The sequence below is a fragment of the Streptomyces sp. CB02058 genome (assembly GCF_001905505.1).
Taxonomy (GTDB): Bacteria; Actinomycetota; Actinomycetes; order Streptomycetales; family Streptomycetaceae; genus Streptomyces.
On the sequence record NZ_LIPG01000008.1, the window covers coordinates 1 to 19980 of the forward strand.

General features: G+C 72.0%; 15 protein-coding genes. 2 read left to right on the forward strand and 13 right to left on the reverse strand.

What is annotated here, in order from left to right; translation table 11 throughout:
- Nucleotides 1-288: 288 nt before the first annotated feature.
- Nucleotides 289-1296, reverse strand: coding sequence for a stage II sporulation protein M (locus AMK10_RS33335; protein WP_073752971.1), 1008 nt, complete (start codon nt 1294-1296; stop codon nt 289-291).
- Between the two features lie 119 nt (nt 1297-1415).
- On the opposite strand from AMK10_RS33335, the gene AMK10_RS33340 reads away from it, so the two are divergent.
- Nucleotides 1416-2384 (forward strand): RDD family protein, encoded by a 969-nt coding sequence (locus tag AMK10_RS33340; RefSeq protein ID WP_073752973.1) that lies wholly within the window; start codon nt 1416-1418, stop codon nt 2382-2384.
- A gap of 140 nt (nt 2385-2524) precedes the next feature.
- On the opposite strand, the gene AMK10_RS33345 is transcribed toward AMK10_RS33340, so the two are convergent.
- The 9 genes from AMK10_RS33345 to AMK10_RS33385 form a co-directional block, all read right to left on the reverse strand.
- On the reverse strand, nt 2525-3151 hold the full coding sequence (locus AMK10_RS33345) for a hypothetical protein (RefSeq protein WP_073752975.1): 627 nt from the start codon (nt 3149-3151) through the stop codon (nt 2525-2527).
- A gap of 124 nt (nt 3152-3275) precedes the next feature.
- Nucleotides 3276-4733, reverse strand: a complete 1458-nt coding sequence (ahcY, locus tag AMK10_RS33350; RefSeq protein ID WP_073752977.1) for an adenosylhomocysteinase — start codon at nt 4731-4733, stop codon at nt 3276-3278.
- A 262-nt stretch (nt 4734-4995) separates the two neighbouring features.
- On the reverse strand, nt 4996-5988 hold the full coding sequence (locus tag AMK10_RS33355) for a cation diffusion facilitator family transporter (RefSeq protein WP_073752979.1): 993 nt from the start codon (nt 5986-5988) through the stop codon (nt 4996-4998).
- Nucleotides 5989-6075: 87 nt separating this feature from the next.
- Nucleotides 6076-7320 carry a mannose-6-phosphate isomerase, class I gene (gene manA / locus AMK10_RS33360; protein WP_073752981.1) on the reverse strand — a complete coding sequence of 415 codons (1245 nt, stop codon included), beginning with the start codon at nt 7318-7320 and terminating at the stop codon, nt 6076-6078.
- Between the two features lie 56 nt (nt 7321-7376).
- A complete protein-coding gene (locus AMK10_RS33365) occupies nt 7377-8513 on the reverse strand; it encodes an SIS domain-containing protein (RefSeq protein ID WP_073752983.1) in 1137 nt (378 codons plus the stop codon).
- Between the two features lie 40 nt (nt 8514-8553).
- Nucleotides 8554-8736 carry a Trm112 family protein gene (locus AMK10_RS33370; RefSeq protein WP_073752985.1) on the reverse strand — a complete coding sequence of 61 codons (183 nt, stop codon included), beginning with the start codon at nt 8734-8736 and terminating at the stop codon, nt 8554-8556.
- A gap of 469 nt (nt 8737-9205) precedes the next feature.
- A complete protein-coding gene (locus tag AMK10_RS33375; protein ID WP_073752987.1) occupies nt 9206-10573 on the reverse strand; it encodes a phosphomannomutase/phosphoglucomutase in 1368 nt (455 codons plus the stop codon).
- Nucleotides 10574-10634: 61 nt separating this feature from the next.
- Entirely contained in the window at nt 10635-12251 is a 1617-nt protein-coding gene (locus AMK10_RS33380) for an L-lactate permease (RefSeq protein WP_073752989.1), read from the reverse strand.
- 309 nt (nt 12252-12560) lie between these two features.
- Nucleotides 12561-12932 carry a DUF3499 domain-containing protein gene (locus tag AMK10_RS33385; RefSeq protein ID WP_053929176.1) on the reverse strand — a complete coding sequence of 124 codons (372 nt, stop codon included), beginning with the start codon at nt 12930-12932 and terminating at the stop codon, nt 12561-12563.
- Nucleotides 12933-13255: 323 nt separating this feature from the next.
- Here AMK10_RS33385 and AMK10_RS33390 point away from each other — a divergent pair, with 323 nt between their 5' ends.
- Nucleotides 13256-13684: a metallopeptidase family protein gene (locus AMK10_RS33390; protein ID WP_073752993.1), complete on the forward strand. Its 429-nt coding sequence runs from the start codon at nt 13256-13258 to the stop codon at nt 13682-13684.
- Between the two features lie 61 nt (nt 13685-13745).
- On the opposite strand, the gene AMK10_RS33395 is transcribed toward AMK10_RS33390, so the two are convergent.
- The 3 genes from AMK10_RS33395 to AMK10_RS33405 form a co-directional block, all read right to left on the reverse strand.
- Nucleotides 13746-15293 (reverse strand): DUF5719 family protein, encoded by a 1548-nt coding sequence (locus tag AMK10_RS33395; protein ID WP_073752995.1) that lies wholly within the window; start codon nt 15291-15293, stop codon nt 13746-13748.
- Complete coding sequence (locus AMK10_RS33400; protein WP_073752997.1) at nt 15290-19105, reverse strand: glycosyltransferase family 2 protein; 3816 nt, start codon at nt 19103-19105, stop codon at nt 15290-15292. The genes AMK10_RS33395 and AMK10_RS33400 overlap by 4 nt, the downstream gene beginning before the upstream one ends.
- Nucleotides 19106-19365: 260 nt before the next feature.
- Complete coding sequence (locus tag AMK10_RS33405) at nt 19366-19629, reverse strand: WhiB family transcriptional regulator (protein WP_031093859.1); 264 nt, start codon at nt 19627-19629, stop codon at nt 19366-19368.
- Nucleotides 19630-19980: the final 351 nt, after the last annotated feature.

The following is a 19980-nucleotide window of genomic DNA, read 5'->3' on the forward strand; positions in this document are numbered from 1 at the left end:
AATTTGATTCCGGCGGCCTGTGGAGTGGCCTTTGCCTTTCGGCTGACTCGACTTTATCAGAAGCATTTCGGCCGAAGCGAATCGGCTTGTTTGCTCGAAAGAGAAGAATCGATCGGCTCTGCGGGAATCTCGTCCCCTGCACGAGCGAGATGAACTTTAACTGTCGCGTCCGAGCTTGTCCAGCTCGCTGCAACCGTTAAAATCTACCTCCCCACGCGGACCGTGTCAACGGTTTTTGTGGGCGATGAGGAGACTAGCAGGTCAGCGCCCTCGCACGCACATCGCCCCTCAGGCGGCGGAGGGCAGCTCCGCACTTCGCTCCGCGGTCTCGACGTCTCCCGTGTCCCCGGCGCGAGCCGCTCGGCCCCCGAGGACGTAGACGTAGGTCAGAAAGGCCAGCTCAGCCGCGATGCCGATGGCGATCCGGGCCCAGGTGGGGAGACCGGACGGGGTGACGAAGCCTTCGATGACTCCGGACACGAACAGCACCAGGGCCAGGCCGATGGCCATACCCAGCGCGGCGCGCCCTTGCTGGGCCAGTGCCGAGCGCCGGGTCCGGGGGCCCGGGTCGATGACCGTCCAGCCGAGGCGGAGGCCCGTACCCGCCGCGACGAACACGGCGGTGAGTTCGAGCAGGCCGTGCGGCAGTACCAGCCCGAGGAAGGTGTCCAGTCGGCCGGCGGAGGACATCAGGCCGATGCCCACGCCGAGGTTCAGCACGTTGATGAAGAGGATCCAGATGACCGGAACGCAGAGGAACGCCCCCAGGACCAGGCACATGGCCGCGGCCTGGGCATTGTTCGTCCACACCTGCGCGGCGAAGGACGCGGCCGGGTGGCTGGAGTAGTACGTCTCGTACTCCCCGCCGGGGCGGGTGAGGGCCCTCAGGTCCTCCGGGGCGGCTATCGCCGCCTGGACATCCGGGTGGGCGCCGATCCACCACCCGATGACAGCCGCCATGAGTACGGAGAGCACGGCCGTGGGTATCCACCAGTGCCGCGAGCGGTAGACGGCCGCGGGGAAGCCGGCGGTCAGGAACCGTGCGGCATCGCGCCACGAAGCACGTCGGGTCCCGGTCACGGTGGAACGGGCTCGGGCCACGAGCTGGGTGAGGCGCGCGGTCAGCAGAGGGTCGGGCGCGCTGGACTGGATCAGGGACAGGTGAGTGGCGGTCCGCTGGTACAGGACGACGAGTTCGTCCACCTCCGCACCTGTCAGGCTGCGCCCTTGGTGCAGAAGATGGTCCAGGCGGTCCCACTCGATGCGGTGGGTGGTCACGAAGACGTCGAGATCCATGGTCGGCTGCTGCTCCAGGCATGGGTGCGTACGGGTCCGTACTACGGCGGCGCGCTGCGGGTCAGCTTGGCAGACTGTGGGCCCGAGGGGCAGGGAAGGGCGGCGAGGGGTGGGTGGCGATGAATGAGCTCGTGACCGGAGACGCGGTCGTATTGGGACTGCAGCCTGCGAGGCTGCCCAGCCGGGCGTTGGCGATCGCCATCGATCTCGTGGTGGTTCTGACCGTTTTCGTTGTGCTGTCCATAGGTCTGGCCGTCGCGACGGTGACGCTCGATGAGGCCGCGTCCGCCGCGATCGCCGTCGCTGCTTTCCTACTGGTGCTGGTGGGCGGGCCGATCGCGGTCGAGACCCTCACCCACGGCCGTTCGCTGGGAAAGCTCGCCTGCGGTCTTCGGGTGGTGCGGGACGACGGCGGGCCGATCCGTTTCCGGCACGCGCTGGTGAGGGGGTCGATGGGCGTGGTCGAGATTCTCGGCACGTTCGGTGTCGTGGCCTGCGTCTCCTCGCTGGTGTCCGCCCGGGGGCGCCGGCTCGGTGATGTCTTCGCGGGAACCCTCGTCGTACGTGAGCGGGTGCGCGCCGGACGGACACTCGCCGTGCCCCCGCCGCCGCCCTGGCTCGTGGGGCGTTTCGCTCAGCTGGACCTGTCGGGCGTGCCGGACGGTCTCTGGCTGGCGGTGAGGCAGTACCTGACGCGGATGAACCAGCTCGACGCCGCGGTGCGCTGGTCGATGGCCGAACAGCTGTCCGCGGATCTGGCCGCGCATACGGGTGTTCCGGTACCGCAGGGCGTGCCGTCGGCCGCGTATCTGGCGGCTGTGGTGAACGAGCGGCAGACACGGGATGTGCGGCGGGTCTCCGCTGCTGCGAGCCGCGGCGCTCAGCTGCCCCCGTCCCTCCAGGTGCAGGCGCCGCTTCAAGTTCCGGGCCCTCTTGCGACGCAGGTGCCCTATCCGATGCAGGTGCCGTTGAACGGCACGCCCGCACCCATGTACGGGAGCGGGCCGTCACCCGTTCCGCTGGAGTTCCCGGCCGGGGAGACGGACGAGGTGCGGCCGTCCCCGACCGGCTTCGCCCCGCCCGCCTGACCTCCCGCCTCCGGAAGTCCTGCCCGCCCGAACACTCCCCCGCCCGGAGCCCGTCCTTCCGCGCCGGGCCCGGAACTCTCGGCAGAGCCCCACGCGGGGCCTCGTTCCTGGTCCTCGGCGTTCCTGGGCCCTCGGTGTGTCTAGCCTTCGGCGCGGGACATGTCCGAAGGCGGGGATTCGAGGTGTTCGAGTTCGATGCCCGGGGCTGCCAGCACCACGTCCCCGGCGATGTGGACGGTGTGCTGATCCCCCGTGTCCAGCGCGTTGACCTGATATTCGTCCACGGTCAGGGGCCCGTTGTCAGTGGCGTGCGCTTCACTGTTCAGCAGGGACCAGGACTGGTCGACGGTGCGGGGGGCGAGGACCGGGTCCGTGAAGGTGACCAGACGGACGCGGGTCGCGGGGGAATCGGGGGTGAGGCGCAGGAGCCGGGACACGGCGACGAGAAAAGCGGGGGATGTGCCGGAAAAGGCATGGGCACGGACATTGCCTTCGGTGGCATGGGTGCCGGTCGGATCGGTCCGTACCCAGGTGACCCCGTCGAGGGCGGCGCCGCGGATCTGCCAGCTCGCGGCGTGCAGTTCGAGGCGGATGGGGCGGCCGAGTTCGTCCAGGGCCAGATCGACGGATCCCAGGTGGGCGCCCGAGGGGTCCGTGCTCTGGGAGACATAGCGCCAGCCCGAGGGGCCGGGCGCGCAGTGGAAGTGTTCTTCGCCGAGGGGGGTGTGGTCGTGGAGATCGTGGAGCGAATAACGGCCGCGGGGCATGGGGTCCTTCGGGTTCCTCGGGTCGTGCGGGTGCGGTACGGGGCAGGCCCCCGGCACGGGGGTGCGGGGGCCTGCGCTCGGACCTGCTGCTGAGAACTGATCCGGCCGTCGGCCGACGGCCGGATCAGTAGCGGTAGAGCTCGGACTTGTACGGGCCCTCGACCGGGACACCGATGTAGTCCGCCTGCTCGGGGCGGAGGGTCGTCAGCTTCACGCCCAGCGCGTCGAGGTGGAGACGGGCGACCTTCTCGTCCAGGTGCTTCGGCAGCACGTAGACGTCGGTCGGGTACGCCTCGGGCTTCGTGAACAGCTCGATCTGGGCCAGGGTCTGGTCCGCGAACGAGTTGGACATGACGAACGAGGGGTGACCCGTGGCGTTGCCGAGGTTCAGCAGACGGCCCTCGGAGAGGACGATCAGGACCTTGCCGTCCGAGAACGTCCAGGTGTGGACCTGCGGCTTGACCTCGTCCTTGACGATGCCGTCGATCTTCGCCAGGCCGGCCATGTCGATCTCGTTGTCGAAGTGGCCGATGTTCCCGACGATGGCCTGGTGCTTCATCCGGGCCATGTCACCGGCCATGATGATGTCCTTGTTGCCCGTCGTCGTGACGAAGATGTCCGCGGTCTCCACCACGTCGTCGAGCGTCGCGACCTGGTAGCCGTCCATCGCGGCCTGCAGGGCGCAGATCGGGTCGATCTCCGTGATGATCACCCGGGCGCCCTGGCCGCGGAGGGACTCCGCGCAGCCCTTGCCCACGTCGCCGTAGCCGCAGACGACGGCGGTCTTGCCGCCGATCAGGACGTCGGTGGCGCGGTTGATGCCGTCGATCAGCGAGTGGCGGCAGCCGTACTTGTTGTCGAACTTCGACTTGGTGACCGCGTCGTTGACGTTGATCGCCGGGAACAGGAGGGTGCCCTCACGGTGCATCTCGTACAGCCGGTGCACACCGGTCGTGGTCTCCTCGGTCACGCCCCGGATCTCGGACGCCAGCTGGGTCCACTTCTGCGGGGACTCGCCGAGGGTGCGGTTCAGCAGGGTGAGGATGTGGGCGAATTCCTCGCTGTCCGCGGTCGACGGGTCCGGGGCCGAACCGGCCTTCTCGAACTCGACGCCCTTGTGGACGAGGAGGGTGGCGTCACCACCGTCGTCGAGGATCATGTTCGGGCCGCCGGTGGGGGTGTTCGGCCAGGTCAGCGCCTGCTCGGTGCACCACCAGTACTCCTCCAGGCTCTCGCCCTTCCAGGCGAAGACCGGGACGCCGGCGGGGGCGTCCGGGGTGCCGTTCGGGCCGACCGCGATGGCGGCGGCGGCGTGGTCCTGGGTGGAGAAGATGTTGCAGGAGGCCCAGCGGACCTCGGCGCCCAGGGCGACGAGGGTCTCGATGAGCACCGCGGTCTGCACGGTCATGTGCAGGGAGCCGGTGATCCGTGCGCCGGCCAGCGGCTGCGCGGCGGCGTACTCCTTGCGGATCGACATCAGGCCGGGCATCTCGTGCTCGGCGAGGGTGATCTCCTTGCGGCCGAAGGCGGCGAGGGAGAGGTCTGCGACCTTGAAGTCCTGGCGATTGGCGGCCGTCGTCATAACGGGCTGCTCCTCGTGATGGGTCGAGGGTGGGCTGGCTGGCTCTGCGGCGCGCACGGGCATACGAATGCCCGGGTGATCCGCAGTGCAGTCCGTCGGAGGCCCTCTCTCCCTCGGCCGGCCCGCTTCCGCGAACCGATCGACCGCCATCAGCAGCGACGTCTGGTACTTCCCCGAATCTACACCGAACGGCCCAGTGAGCCCCAGCCCGCCAGGCAGACGGTGTGGGTCACGGGGCCGTTCAGGGCTGGTCCTCAGCAGGTCAGTGGCCGGATCCCGCCGGTGCGTCGGGAGACTCCGGGCCACCGGCTTCCTTGCCCGGGTTGGTGCCCGCCGCGGCTGCCGCCTCGTCGTAGATGTCGGGCTCCAGGTAGATGACCCGGGCGATCGGGACCGCCTCGCGGATCCGGGTCTCGGCGGCGTTGATCGCCTCGGCGACCTCGGCCGCCGACTCCTCGGCGCGCACCGCGATCTTGGCCGCCACCAGCAGCTCTTCCGGACCGAGGTGGAGGGTGCGCATGTGGATGACGCGGGTGACGGTGTCGCCGTCGACCACCGACGCCTGGATCTTCTCGACGTCCTCGACGCCGGCCGACTCACCGAGCAGCAGCGACTTGGTCTCGGCGGCGAGGACGATCGCGATGGCGATCAGCAGGATGCCGATGCAGAGGGTGCCGATGCCGTCCCAGACGCCGTCGCCGGTGGCCAGTGCCAGGCCGACACCGCCGAGGGCCAGGATGAGGCCGACGAGCGCGCCGAGGTCCTCGAGGAGGACGACCGGGAGCTCGGGCGCCTTGGCGCGGCGGACGAACTGCGTCCACGACAGCTTTCCGCGGGTCAGGTTGGACTCCACGATGGCCGTACGGAAGGAGAAGCCCTCGGCGATGATCGCGAAGACCAGCACACCGACCGGCCAGTACCAGTGCTCGATCTCGTGCGGGTGCTTGATCTTCTCGTAGCCCTCGTAGATCGCGAACATGCCACCGACCGAGAACAGCACGATGGAGACGAGGAAGGCGTAGATGTAGCGCTCGCGCCCGTAGCCGAAGGGGTGCTGCGGGGTGGCCTCCCGCTGGGCCTTCTTGCCGCCGACCAGCAGGAGTCCCTGGTTGCCCGAGTCCGCCAGTGAGTGAACGCTCTCAGCCAGCATCGATGACGAGCCACTGAAGAGGAACGCCACGAATTTGGCCACTGCGATCGCGAGGTTGGCGGCGAGTGCCGCCACGATCGCCTTGGTTCCGCCTGACGCGCTCATGGGTGCGTGGTGTCCCTTCCTCGGTGCTGCGGCACTGGCGCCGCGCTACGGCCGGACATTGTTGCAGCCGCTGACGCGGACGGTACGTCAGACTGCCACGGTCGCCCTGAAGAGGGTTCCGCTACCTGACACTTCGACCGTTTCGTCCGCCGGCACGAACACCGATTCGCCGGGGCCGAGCGCGATCTCACCGGCGCGCGGGGCGCCCGCCGTGCAGAGCAGGATCTGCGGGGTGGCCGCGGTGAGGTCGACGGGGGCGCCGCCGTCCGGCAGGACGTAGCGGGAGAGCCGGAACTCGTCGACCGGCGTCTCGTACAGCTCCTCGCCCGAAGGTGCGGCCTCGGGGCGCAGGATGCCGGGTTCGGTGGCCTCGAAGCGCACGATGCGCAGCAGTTCGGGTACGTCGATGTGCTTCGGGGTCAGGCCGCACCGCAGGACGTTGTCGGAGTTGGCCATGATCTCGACGCCCAGACCGCCGAGGTAGGCGTGGGGCACGCCCGCGCCGAGGAACATGGCCTCGCCCGGCTGGAGTTGTACGTGGTTCAGCAGCATGGCCGCGATGACACCCGGGTCGCCCGGGTAGTGGTGCGCGATCTGGGCGTACGGGGCGTGGTCGCCGCCGAGCCGGTCCGCGGCCTCGGCCGCCTCGGCGACCGTACGGGACATCTCGTCCGGGTCCGCGCCGAGGATCGCCGTGAGGACCTCGCGCAGGGCCGCGTCCTCCGGCCGGGCGCGGAGCAGGTCCACATAGGGCTTGAGGGAGTCGACGCCCAGGGCCGCCAGCAGATCGGCGGCCTCGGCGGGCCTGCGGAAACCGCACAGCCCTTCGAAGGGGGTGAGCGCGCAGATGAGCTCGGGCTTGTGGTTGGCGTCCTTGTACGTGCGGTGCGGTGCGTCGACGGGGATGCCCCGGCGCTCCTCGTCGGCGTATCCGTGCTGGGCCTGCGCGAGGTCGGGGTGGACCTGGAGGGAGAGCGGGGCGCCCGCCGCGAGCAGCTTGAGCAGGAAGGGAAGGCGGGGGCCGAAGGCGGCGACGGCCGCGGGGCCCAGTTCGCGTTCCGGATCGGCCGCGATGACGTCCGCGAGCGACCGCCCGCCCGCGCCGGAGTGGTCCGGACCCGCGCCGGAGTGGTCCGAAACGGAGCGACCCGTGCCGGAACCGGAGCCCGGGTCCGTGTCTCCGGGACGGGTGATGCGGGACGGGGCTCCCGGGTGGGCGCCCATCCACATCTCGGCCTGCGGTTCACCGGTCGGGTCCGTGCCGAGCAGCTCGGGTATGGCCGTGGTGGACCCCCAGGCGTAGGGGCGCACGGTGTTGGACAGTCGGTCCATGGAGATTCGTCCTCGTGGGTACGCGGGGGCGGTGGCGCCAGGGAAGGGGCGGGCCGTCAGGCCCTGTTGTCGGAGGCCAGTGAGGCGTAGACGGCGGCGAAGTCGGTGACGGCGAGCAGCTCGGCGAGGGTCTCGAGGGCGGTGCCCTCCTCGGGTTCGAGCTCGCTGATCGCCGTGTCGTGGCTCAGGGCGAGCTCACGGGCGGCCGGTGCGGCGGTGAGGCCGCCGGTGGGCCGGTCGCGGAGGAGGACGACGCGGGCCCGCATGGCCTCGGGTTCGTCCACCCGGTCCCGGAAGAAGTCGTCGGGGTCGGCCCCCGCCGCGAACGCTCCCGCGAGCAGCCCTCCGTGGGAGGGCAGCGCCTCCGGCAGCTCGGCCACGAGGGCGGGCCGCCCGGCGAGCTCGGCCAGGACCGCGGCGAAGCGGCGCCCGACGGGTCCGGCGGCGTCGCCCTCCGTCCAGACGAGCGGCAGGCTGTCGGCGAGTTCCGCCGCGAGGGTCTTGGCGGGGTTGCTGTACGTGGCGATGGCCGGTCCGCAGCGCTCCGCGGTGCGGTCGAGACGGTCGGCGGCCTTCTGCAGCGCCTCCGGGGGCGCGTCGATCAGGCCCACCCGGTCCAGCAGCGCGAGGAGCGGGGTGAGCAGCGCCCAGAGCGTGCCGGGGCCGGCGGCCGAGGTCTCGGCGTCGTACTCCCCGTGCGGGGCCGCTGCCATGGGGACGACGATTCCGTGGACCCCGTCGACCGCCTCGCGCAGCGGGGAGCGGACGGGGGCGACGGCGACGACCGTGCAGCCTCGGCGGTACGCCTGCTCGGCGAGCAGCGCGAGGCCGGGTTCCGAACCGTCCGCCGTGGCGATGAGCAGCAGATCCACGGATCCGGCCCAGCCCGGCAGCGTCCAGCGCAGTGCTCCGCCCGCAGGCGCGACCCCGGTGGGCCGGATGGAGGTGACGGGTGCGGCGGCGCCCGCGAGGGCGCCGATCAGGTCGGCGACGCCGGACGCGGCGGTACCGGGCCCCGCGACGAGGACGGCGCGTGGTCTGCCCTCGGGGGCCAGGGCACCGATCCCCGCCTCGGCTGCGTGCCGGGCGGCGGTCCGCACACGGGCCCCGGCCTCGGCGGCTCCGCGGAGCAGACCTCGCCTGTCGGCTCTGGCCAGGGCTTCCGGTGCGTCGAGCAACGACTCGTCGAGCATGGCTTTGGGCCTCCGATCACCGTGCTGATCAGGGTGCGGGTTACGCGGGGCGGCGGGCCTCGTCGACCAGCAGGACCGGGATGCCGTCCCGTACCGGGTAGGCGAGACCGCAGTCCGCGCCGGTGCAGACCAGCTCGGGGCTCTCGGCCGCCGACCTGTCGTCGAGCCCGGCGTGACAGGCCGGGCAGGCGAGGATCTCCAGGAGGCCGGCTTCGAGCGGCATGGGGTGGGTCCCTTCGGGCGAGCGGTGCGGATCTGGTCCGGGCCCGGTGTGGGGTCCGCGGAGCTTGGAGCGTGGTCAGCCTACCGCCGGGCCGACGGCGTCGCGGCCCGGCAGGCCATGAGCGACGGGGCATGCGTCGGCACGGCGCGGCGGCGCGCACGGACGGACACGGGCAGCGGCGGGACGGGCACGAGAGCCGCACGGCGTACGGGAGCCGGGCGCACACGAGGTCCGTGCCCGTGCGAGGGCCGCACGGGCACGGACCTCACACCGCACAGGAGCCGGACGCACACACCGTCGAGCGCGCAGGAGCGGCACGGACACACGGGCCGCCAGGCGTACGGGGCGAGCGACGGACACCAGGAGCGTGGAGCGCCTTCCGCACGGGAGCGAGGGACGGACACAGGAGCGCCTTCGGCACGGGAGCCCCGGCAGGCACGAGGACCGCCCCCGCAGGGAGCAGCCCGCCTCACGCTCGTACGAGAGCCAGGACCTCGTCGCGTACGGCCGTCATCGTCTTCTTCTCCCGGGCCTCGACGTTCAGGCGCAGCAGCGGCTCCGTGTTGGACGGGCGGAGGTTGAACCACCAGTCCTCGCCGCTCACCGTGAGCCCGTCGAGCTCGTCGAACCGCACACCGTCGCGGCTCGCGTACTCCGCCCTGATCTCCGCCAGCTTGCCGGCCTGGTCGGTCACCGTGGAGTTGATCTCGCCGGAGCCGGCGTAGCGGTCGTAGCTGTCGAGGAGCCCGGAGAGAGGGCCCTCCTGTCCGCCGAGCGCGGCCAGGACGTGCAGGGCGGCGAGCATGCCCGTATCCGCGTTCCAGAAGTCGCGGAAGTAGTAGTGCGCGGAGTGCTCGCCGCCGAAGATCGCACCGTGCTCGGCCATCTCGGCCTTGATGAAGGAGTGGCCGACACGGGTACGGACGGGGGTGCCGCCGTTCTCGCGGACGACCTCCGGGACCGACCAGGAGGTGATCAGGTTGTGGATGACGGTGCCCTTGCCGCCGTTGCGGGCGAGCTCCCGGGCCGCGACCAGGGCCGTGATCGCGGACGGCGACACGCCCTCTCCGCGTTCGTCGACCACGAAACAGCGGTCGGCGTCGCCGTCGAAGGCGAGGCCCAGGTCGGCGCCCTCGGCGAGGACACGGGCCTGGAGGTCGACGATGTTCTTCGGGTCGAGGGGGTTCGCCTCGTGGTTGGGGAAGGTGCCGTCGAGCTCGAAGTACATGGGTACGAGGTCGAGCGGGAGCCCCGCGAAGACGGTCGGGACGGTGTGGCCACCCATGCCGTTGCCCGCGTCCACGACGACCTTGAGCGGCCGGATCCCGTCCAGACCGACGAGGCCCAGCAGGTGGGCGGCGTAGTCGCCGAGGGTGTCGCGCTCGGTGAGCGTGCCCGGGGTGGTGACGGCCGTGGCGGGGAGGCCGTGTTCCGACCACTGCTCGACCAGGGTGCGGATCTCGGTCAGACCGGTGTCCTGGCCGACGGGCGCGGCTCCGGCGCGGCACAGCTTGATGCCGTTGTACCGCGCCGGGTTGTGCGAGGCCGTGAACATCGCTCCGGGCAGGTCCAGCGCCCCGGACGCGTAGTAGAGCTGGTCCGTCGAGCAGAGCCCGATGAGGGTCACGTCGGCCCCGCGTGCCGTCGCGCCGCGGGCGAAGGCTGCGGCCAGACCGGGCGAGGACGGCCGCATGTCGTGGCCGATCACGATCGCCGAGGCGTCGGTGACCTGGACGAAGGCGGCACCGAACAGTTCGGCCAGCGGCTCGTCCCACTGGTCGGGCACGACTCCGCGCACGTCGTACGCCTTCACGAGCTGCGACAGGTCAGCAACCACGGCCGGTCCTCCTGGGGTCTTTACGGACCGCCCAAACTACCCGGCGCCCCCGCCCCCGCGGTCAGGGGAGCATCCAGCCCAGCACCGCCGTGCTCTGCGCCATCACGACGAGACACATCACCAGCAACAGGCCGAGGCTCCAGGGCAGGACCTTGCGCAGCAGATCGCCCTCGCGTCCGGCGAGCCCGACGGCCGCGCAGGCGATCGTCAGATTCTGCGGGGAGATCATCTTGCCCAGCACTCCGCCGGAGCTGTTGGCGGCGGCGAGGAGCTCCGGGGAGAGGCCGGACTCCCGTGCGGCGGACACCTGGAGGGCTCCGAAGAGGGCGTTGGCCGAGGTGTCGGAGCCGGAGACGGCGACGCCGAACCAGCCCAGCACCGGCGAGAGGAAGGCGAGTCCGGCGCCGGCCGCGGCGACGAACTGGCCGATGGTGGCGGCCTGTCCGGAGAGGTTCATGACGTAGGCGAGGGCGAGCACCGACGTCACGGTGAGGATGGCGTACCGCAGTTCGTGCACGGTGGCCGCCCACTCCCGCGCCGCCGCGCCGGCCCGTACACCGAGTACGACGGCGGTGACCAGGCCCGCGAGCAGGACGAGCGTGCCGCCCGTGCCGAGGAGCGGCAGGGTGAACGTGTTGGCGCCGACCGGTTCGCCGTCGGGCGCCGCGACATCGAGGAACGGCCAGTCGAACACCTGCGTCGCCCGGGCCAGCAGTTCCTTGACGGGCGGTATCTGGGCGAGGGAGAACACCACGATGATCAGGGCGTACGGGGCATAGGCGCGCACCACCTCGCGGCGCGGGTCCTCCTTGTCCAGGTCCTCGCTGCGTGCGCCGGTCAGCACCGCGGCGCGTACCGGCTCGGCGGCGGGCCTGCGTGCGCCGGGGAGTGCGATCAGCGCGCCGGCGCCCACCAGCGCCGCCGCGATGTCGGCGAGCTGGGCGGAGACGAAGTTGGACGCGGCGAACTGGGCGACGGCGAAGGCCACCCCACACACCAGCGCGGGCAGCCAGGTCTCCCGCAGCCCGCGCCTGCCGTCCACGAGGAAGACGAGGATGAGCGGGACGACGAGGGCGAGCAGCGGGGTCTGGCGGCCGACGACCGTGGCGACGTCGTCCAGCGGCAGCCCGGTGACCTGGGCGAGCGTCACCACGGGCGTGCCCATGGCGCCGAAGGCGACGGGCGCGGTGTTGGCGACCAGGGAGACGACGGCGGCCTTCACCGGGTCGAAGCCGAGGGCGACGAGCATGACCGAGCAGATCGCCACGGGCGCGCCGAAGCCGGCCAGCGCCTCCAGGAGCGCGCCGAAACAGAAGGCGATGACGAGGGCCTGGATACGGGGGTCGTCGGACACCCGGCCGAAGGAACGCCGCAGGATGTCGAAGTGCTGGGTGCGGACGGTCATCCGGTACACCCAGAGGGCGTTGACGACGATCCACATGATGGGGAAGAGCCCGAAGAGGACGCCCTGGGCCCCCGCGGAGAGGGTCTGTCCGAGAGGCATCCCGAACGCCAGCACGCCGACGAGGACGGCGACGGCGAGGCCGATGAGTCCCGCACGGTGGGCCTTCATCCGGACGGCGCCGAGCAGGACGAGGACGGTGACCAGGGGCAGCGAGGCGACGAGGGCGGACAGGGCGAGCGAATCGGCTACGGGTTCGAGTTGCTGGACAAACACACAGACCTCCCCGGATTCCGTGATGCGGAAGCGATCTCTCACGGGTGGGGGAATGGTCGTGTCCGCGACAAGCCGCCGTCAATGCTCCGTACCGGAAAACTTCTTCCGAACAGATATGTGACCGGTGGGACGCGTGGGGCGGCTGGTGCGCGCAGAAGGCCTTCTCGAGCGCGCCGTCAGACGCGCACGGCGTCAGGATCGCCGCAGGCGGGGCAGAGTGGATGCCGGCAGCGCGATACGTCGGGCGGGCAGCAGCCCCCGGTCAGGCACAGCGCGGTCAGGCGCACGGCCCGTCAGGCACGCGGTGCGTCAGGAGTCCGGCGAGCGCAGCACCCGCAGATGCCCCCGGCGCGCGACCTCCACCGGGTCGGCGGCGCGCGGACCTCGTCCGCCCTGCTGGCGGTCTTGGGGACGGGCCGCCTCGCGCACGGCGTTGGCGAGCGCTTCGAGATCGTCACCGCTGGGGCGCGTGGGGGCCGAGGGATCGGAGAGCCGGACGACTTCCCAGCCGCGCGGCGCGGTGAGCCGCTCGCCGTGCTCGGCGCAGAGGTCGTAGCAGTGGGGCTCGGCATAGGTGGCGAGCGGGCCGAGGACCGCGGTCGAGTCGGCATAGACGTACGTCAGTGTCGCGACGGCGGGACGGCCGCACGCGGTTCGCGAACAGCGACGTACAGGGCTCACGATGTTGGACGGTACCGCACTCTTGAGCGGGCTGCGACGACTCTCCCTCAGCTCACCCCCACGTGTCGCCCCGCGACACGTGCCCCGGCGGGCCCCGGCGCACCCGTTCCGACCTGCGCGGCAGGTGATGCGCGCGGGTGTGCGCGGGCTCCTTCGCGGCCGTCGGGAGGAACATGAGCGGTCGTCCGACGGAGGGTCAGCGATCGGAGCAAGGGCCGGATTCGCACGCGATCCTGGCCGGAATGTTCATCTGTGGACATCGGGCCGACCGGCGGCGGAAGCCGTGATCGCCCGGGCCGGAGGAGGGTTACGCTGCGTCGGTGATGGACAGTCCCGTACCGCCCCCTTCGTCCGAGCCGCGGCCCCGCCGCCGCGACCGTCACGGCCGCGGAATGCGTGGACCGGTCGCGCCGCCCCAGGTGCCGCTGTCGGTCAGCAGGGCCGAGAGCTTCCGCGACCTCGTGCAGGACTCGGTGGAGCGGCTGGAGCGGCGCTGGCCTCAGCTGACGGATGTCGACTTCCTGGTCCTCGACGTGCCGGGATCGCTGGAGGACACCGTGCCGCTCGGGCGCGCGCTGTCCGCCGTCAAGGGCCAGCCGGCGCAGATCGTGATCTACCGGCGCCCCGTCGAGATCCGCACCAAGAGCCGCGACGAGCGCGCCCTGCTGGTGCACGAGGTCGTGGTGGAGCAGGTCGCGGAGCTCCTCGGCCTCTCCCCCGAGTCGGTCGACCCGCGCTACGGGCAGGACTGACCCACCTGGGGCGTGTCCGGCCCACCCCCGGCGCGCCGGACACGCCCGAAGCGCGCGGGCCTCAGTCGTCCAGGACGGACAGGTCCTGCTCGGCCGTGGGCACCTCGACCGTGCCGCCGTCGTCCGGAAGGGTCTGCACGGTGAACATGTCGACCCCGCCCTGGGTGAGCGTGAGCGTGCGGGCGGCGTGCACCGGCCCGCCCGACTCGGTCTCCACCGTCAGCGCGTAGCTCCCCTTGAGCCCTGACGGGGCCTCGGGGGTGACGTCCAGCGTCGTACCGCCCTTGACCGTGTACGTCTTGACGGTCGCCTCGCCGCCCTCGCTGCCGGCCGAGGCCGTCACCTTGACCTTCGCCGTTTCGCCCGGAGCGGTCAGGGAGAGCACGGAGCCCTTCGCCCGGTTGTCGGCGACGCTCGCCCGGTCTCCCACCGGCTCGGTCGCCGGGATGAACGCGATCTCCTGCTTGGCGCCGGTGCCGCGCACCACGCGCAGCGCGGCGACGACGGGGGTCCTGCTGCCGTCGGCGGGCGAGAGCCGGATCGAGCCGGGCTCGCCGCGTGTGACGTCCTTGAGGTCGACGCTCGCGGTCATCTGCGACTTGATGTGCAGGGTGTCGTTCCCGGCGGGTGCGAACGTCGCGTTCTTCCCCATGAGCTGGACCTTCACATCGGCGTCGTCCTCGCCCGGCGCGAAGGCGACCAGGCGTACGTCGGTGGCGTCCGCCGGGATGCCGGGCAGCACCAGGGTGTCCGCCGGGTCGGCCGAAGCGGCCAGCCAGTCGCTGCCCACCTCGTCCTCGGCGGCGCTGAGGACCGCGCCGACGCGCCCCGACCGGGTGGTGACATGGACGGTCACGTTCTCGGCGGCCTCGCCGGTCAGCGTCGAGATCAGCATCGGGACGCTCGACCTGGCCGGGACCGTGATGCCCTCCGCGACATCGGACTTGAGGGCGCCGTCGGCGCCGTACAGCTCGATGTCGGCGACGGCGGCGGTGTCGTCGGGGTTGGTCAGGTGGACGTAGTCCTGACGCTTCGCGGAGGTGCTCGCGCCCGGGAACCAGAAGTCCGTGTCGGGCGCGGTGCAGCTGACGCCGAGCAGCCCGCGGGCACCGCCGGCGGCGGCCGTGGTGGTCTGCTGGGCGGCCCAGCCGGGGGCCAGCCTGCCGGTGGCGGTGCCGATCAGCGCGGGGGCGTCGGACTTGTCCGTGTCGGCGGTGGACGGCTTGCCGGGTTCCTTGAGGGAGATGACGGGCTTGCTGTCCGCCGCCTTGTCCTCGGCCTCGTCGTCCTTCGCCTTGTCCGCTTCCTTGTCGGCGTCCTCGTCGGCCGGTGCGTCCTCGTCGACGGGGAGCGGCTCGGCCGGCTTCAGCTCGGCCGCTCCGGCTTCTCCCCCGCTCTCCCCGGCAGGGGTGAAGGAGGTGTACGCCGTCTCCGCCACGTCGGAGGTGCTGGGCGCGGGGCAGAGCAGGCTGGTGCGCTCGACGGGAAGCCGGGCCGCGGCCTTCGCCTCCGGTTCGCCCGCGTCGCCGGGCGCGGTGAGCGCGGCGAAGCCGGTGACCGCGGCAAGGGCGACGGTGCCCGCGATGAGGGACAGGGGGGTGGACTTCACTCGGACTCGCCTCGCGATGCGTTGCCGTTGCCGTTGCCGTTGCCGGTCTGCCACGGGTTCTGGCCCGGGGCTGCGTTCTCGTCGTGCCCGTCGTACGGGGCCTCGCCCGCACCCGTGGCGTAGGGCTGCTGCTGGGCGTAGCCGTACGGGTCGTAGGCGCCCTGCTGCTGGTACGGGTCCTGCTGGTAGGGATCGGCCTGGTAGTACTGGCCGGCGTCCTGCCCGGTCTGGTACTGGCCGTAGTCGGCGCCCTGGTACTGCTGCTGCGCGTCCCACTCCCCGTACGCGTTCTGCTGCGGGACCGCCGCGTAGGTGCCGGTGCCGTCCTGGTCCCCGGGGATCGCCGCGTACGTGCCCGTACCGTCCTGGTCCCCGGGCACCACCGCGTACGTACCCGTACCGTCCTGATCACCAGGGACCGCCGCATACGGATCGGCGGTCTGCTGGGCCGGGATGTACTGCTCCCCGGTGTCGGGCGCCGCGTCGGCGTGGAGGGCCTGGGCGTTCGCCGCGCCGGGCTCGTCCTCGCTCCCCGCCGCCTCGGCCTGGGCGGCCGCGCGCAGCCTGCGCGCCCTGCGTCCCTCGCCGGCGACCGGCTCGGCCGGTACGGACTCGGTCTCCTCGGGCAGGTCGTCGTCGATCTCCCGGCGGCGGCCCGGCAGGGCCAGGACCACCAGGACGACACCGAGCGCCACCTGCGTCCAGACCCAGGCGGTGTGCGCGACCGGGGTGTCGTAGGTGAGGTCGAGCGTTCCGCCGCCCGCGGGGAGCGCGAAGCCCTGGGCCCAGCCGTCCACGGTCTTGGGGGTCAGCGCCACGCCGTCGAGCGTGGCCGTCCAGCCCGGGTCGGCCGTGTCGGCGATCCGCAGCACCCGGCCGGCGTCGCCCTCGGGGATCTTGGTGTGCGCCTCCACGGGGAGCGAGCCCACCGGCACGGGCTCGGCGCCCTCGCCGGAGGGGACGATCGTGAGGCGGGAGGCCTGGCGGTCGACGCGCCACAGGGCGCTGCCGTCGAGCTGGCTGAGCCGGCTCAGACCGGGCGTCGAGTCCAGCACGCGGCTCATCTGCCGGGGCGCCCCGTCCCGTACGAGGACGTAGCGGATCGCGAAGCCGCTCAGCTGGCTGCCCTGGTCGGCGCCGGAGCCCGCGACCAGGTTGGCGACGACCTTGTCGAGGTGGGAGTTGCTGCCGCCCGCCTCGGTGAGCTCGGCGTCACCGAGGCGCGCGCCGGAGCCGCGGACCAGGCTGTAGGAGACGGCCGCCTCCGACGTGCCGCCGAGGACCAGGGTCCGCGGCTGGTCGCGGGTGGCGCTCTCCTCCGCGACGAAGGCCGGCACCTGCACGGGGTCGCGGCGCTCCAGCGGCCCGGTGGCGCCGCCGATCATCCAGCCCACCGCGGCGAGCACGGGTGCGATCCCGGCGGCCAGGGCGATCAGCGCGGCGACCGGCTGGCGCCACCCGAAGCTCAGCGCGGCGACCCGCACCCGGGCTCCGTCCGCACCGAGCAGCGCCGCGGCGAGCAGCGCGATCCCGTAGACGAGGGTCGCGGGCCCGGCCCAGGTGGAGCCGTTGGAGACGGCGGCGAAGACGAGCGCGGTCAGCACGACGGCCCAGGCGGTACGGATCGCGAACTGCCGCTCCCCGCGCAGCAGCGCGGCCAGCGCCGCGAGCACGATGCCCAGCAGCAGGATGCCGCCGGCCGCCTTGGGGCCGCCGGGACTGATGCCGAGCAGGTCCAGGGCGGACGCCGTACCCGTGCCGAGGTCGAGCCCGGCCTCCTCGAGGAAGCCGGACGGACTGGTCAGCAGCGAGAGCGACCAGGGCGCGAGGACCAGCAGCGGGGTGCCCGCCGTGGCCAGGAAGCGCAGCCCGTACGCGGTGATGTCGTTGCGGCGGAGCACGAGCACCCCGATGCCGAGGACCACCGCGAGCGGCCACACGATCGGTGTGAAGGCCGTCGTGAAGGTGAGCAGCAGGGTGTACGCCCAGGTGGCCCGCCAGCTGCCGCGTGCGGTGGAGCCGTCGCCGCGCAGCCCGTGCGCCGCGACGGCCGCGCGGGCGATCAGCGGGAGCAGGACGGCGAGCACGGCCGTACCGAGGCGCCCGGTGGCCAGTGCGCCGGTCGCGGCGGGGAGGAAGGCGTACGCGATGCTCGCCCAGGCCCTCAGGAGCCGGGACTCGATCAGCGGCCGGGAGGCGAAGTACGCGGTGAGTCCGGCGAGCGGGACCGAGCAGACGAGCAGGAGGGTGAGTGCGAAGCCGGTGGAGCCGAGGAACAGGGCCGACAGCGCGGCGATCACGCCGAGGTAGGGCGGCGCGGTCTGGGTTCCGCCGGTCCCCACGGGGTGCCATCCGCCCGCGTAGCGCGACCAGAGGTCGGAGACATCGGCGGGGGCGGGCAGCAGGGCTCCGCCCGCGAGGGCGCCGCTGCCGAGGAGGCCCCGGCAGGCGACCAGCGAGACGAGCAGGAGGAGGGCGAAGAGCACGGGGCCGGGCTTCCGGCCGAGCTTCTTCAGCCGCGCGAACTGTTCGATCTCCAGGAAGTCGGCGTCGTCACCACCGGGGCCGGACTCGACCACCCCGTGGCGCGAGCCTCCGGAGTCGGAGTCGGTGCGGCTGCCGAAGTTGCCCGCGATCTGCTCGACGGTGGCCCGGACGGTGGCACCGGGCGGCGGGAACAGGGCCCGCAGTTCGGCCGCGTCCACCGCTCCCTTGCCGCGCGCACGGCGCGCGGCGAAGATCCGCCCGGGGCGCAGCAGGGTGCCGAAGAGCCCGGCGACCTCGTCCAGCGCCTGCCCCGGCACCTTGCCGACGAGATAGGCGAGGGTGCGCAGGAAGGTGCCGACGACGAGGCGGAGCAGCGCCCACGGCAGCTGCTTGCCCCGGGCGTTGACGAGCATCGTGTAGACGGCGCCCGCCTTGTCGACGCGGTGCGGGCTCGCGACGGAGCGTCCGGCGCAGTCGATGGGACGGCGTTCCCTCGCGGAGGCCTCGGCATGCCGCAGGATCGCGTCCGGGGCGACGAGCACCCGGTGGCCGGCCATGTGCGCGCGCCAGCAGAGGTCGACGTCGTCACGCATCAGCGGGAGCCTGCGGTCGAAGCCGCCGAGCTCCTCCCAGACGTCACGGCGCACCAGCATGCCCGCGGAGGACACGGAGAGCACGGTACGGACCTGGTCGTGCTGGCCCTGGTCCTGTTCGCGGCGGTCCAGGCCGGTCCAGCGGCGCCCGCTGTTGGCGATGGAGACGCCGACCTCCAGGAGCTGCTTGCGGTCGTACCAGCCGCGCAGCTTGGGTCCGACGATCGCGGCGTGCTTGTCGTTGTCGACGACGCGCAGCATCTCGGCGAGCGCGTCCGGCTCGGGGGCGCTGTCGTCGTGCAGCAGCCAGAGCCACTGCACGGGGTCGCCGTGCGGAAGCTCCGGCATGTCGTACGCGTCGTCACGCCAGCTGCGGGTGACGGGGTCCCAGCCGCTGGGGCGCTTCAGGTACGGCAGGTCGTCGGGGGTGAGGACTCCGGCCGTGCGGACCGCCTCGTCGACGGCGGTGCCGAAGCTCGTACGCCGTGCCAGGTGCAGGACGCGCTCTCCGCCGAGCGACTCGGTGACCAGGCGGGCGGAGTCGTCGGCGCTGCCGGTGTCGGCAGCGACGACGTTCTGTACGGGGCGTTCCTGCCCGAGCAGCCCGGCCAGCACACGGGGCAGCCAGCGTGCGCCGTCGTGGGAGACGAGCACGGCGGTGACGACGTGCCGGGGGAACTCTGGGGCGGCGGCGGCCGCGTTCGGCGCCGCCGAGTGGCTGTGCACGGACATCGGGGTACGGGCCCTCCGGCCGGGTCCGGAGGGGGTCCCCCCCGGGGGCTGCATCGGTGTACACGCGCGCCCCGGCGGGGCGTTGGCGCGTCTCTCGGACGGGGCCCCACACTAACGGTACGGATGTGCGCCCCGCGCCGAGCGGTTGACGGGCGGGATCCGGAGCGCCCGTGGACGCCGATGGCCTGGGGGCCGCGCCCTGCGTTCAGGGTGCGGCCCCCAGGCCATCGCGGTCCCGGTGTCCGGGTGCGCGGGGTGCGTCAGATGGCGGCCTTTTTCAGGCGTCGCCGTTCGCGCTCGGAGAGGCCGCCCCAGATGCCGAACCGTTCGTCGTTGTTGAGGGCGTACTCAAGGCATTCAGAGCGGACCTCGCAGGCGAGACAGACCTTCTTGGCCTCGCGGGTGGAGCCGCCCTTCTCAGGAAAGAAGGACTCGGGATCGGTCTGGGCGCACAGTGCGCGCTCCTGCCAGCCGAGCTCCTCGTCCGCGTCCTCGACCAGCAGTTGCTGGAACAGCTCGGTCATGTGCGCCCCTCGTCTGTCTCTTGCGTCCCCGTGATGCGGCCGTTATCGATGCGGCCGAACGACACGAGTGAAATTACAAGTGTGTAGCTTCGGGCCAGTCAAGCGAAGATCTGCTATTGGCCTTGGTATTCACTCTGCGGAACCAAGCGTATGCGGAAAGTGTTCAAATCACCAAAAATCTGACATATGCCACGCGCGTCCACCCGGCGTCGCTTCTCACCGAATGAGACGAGCGGGGCCGCGGTGATGTTTCGATTTGATCACTGTAGCGACCAAGATCACAGTAGGGTCACGAGCCCTCACCCATGTTTGGGCACACGCCCGTTGCGCCACCTTGCCTCTCCGGTGGGT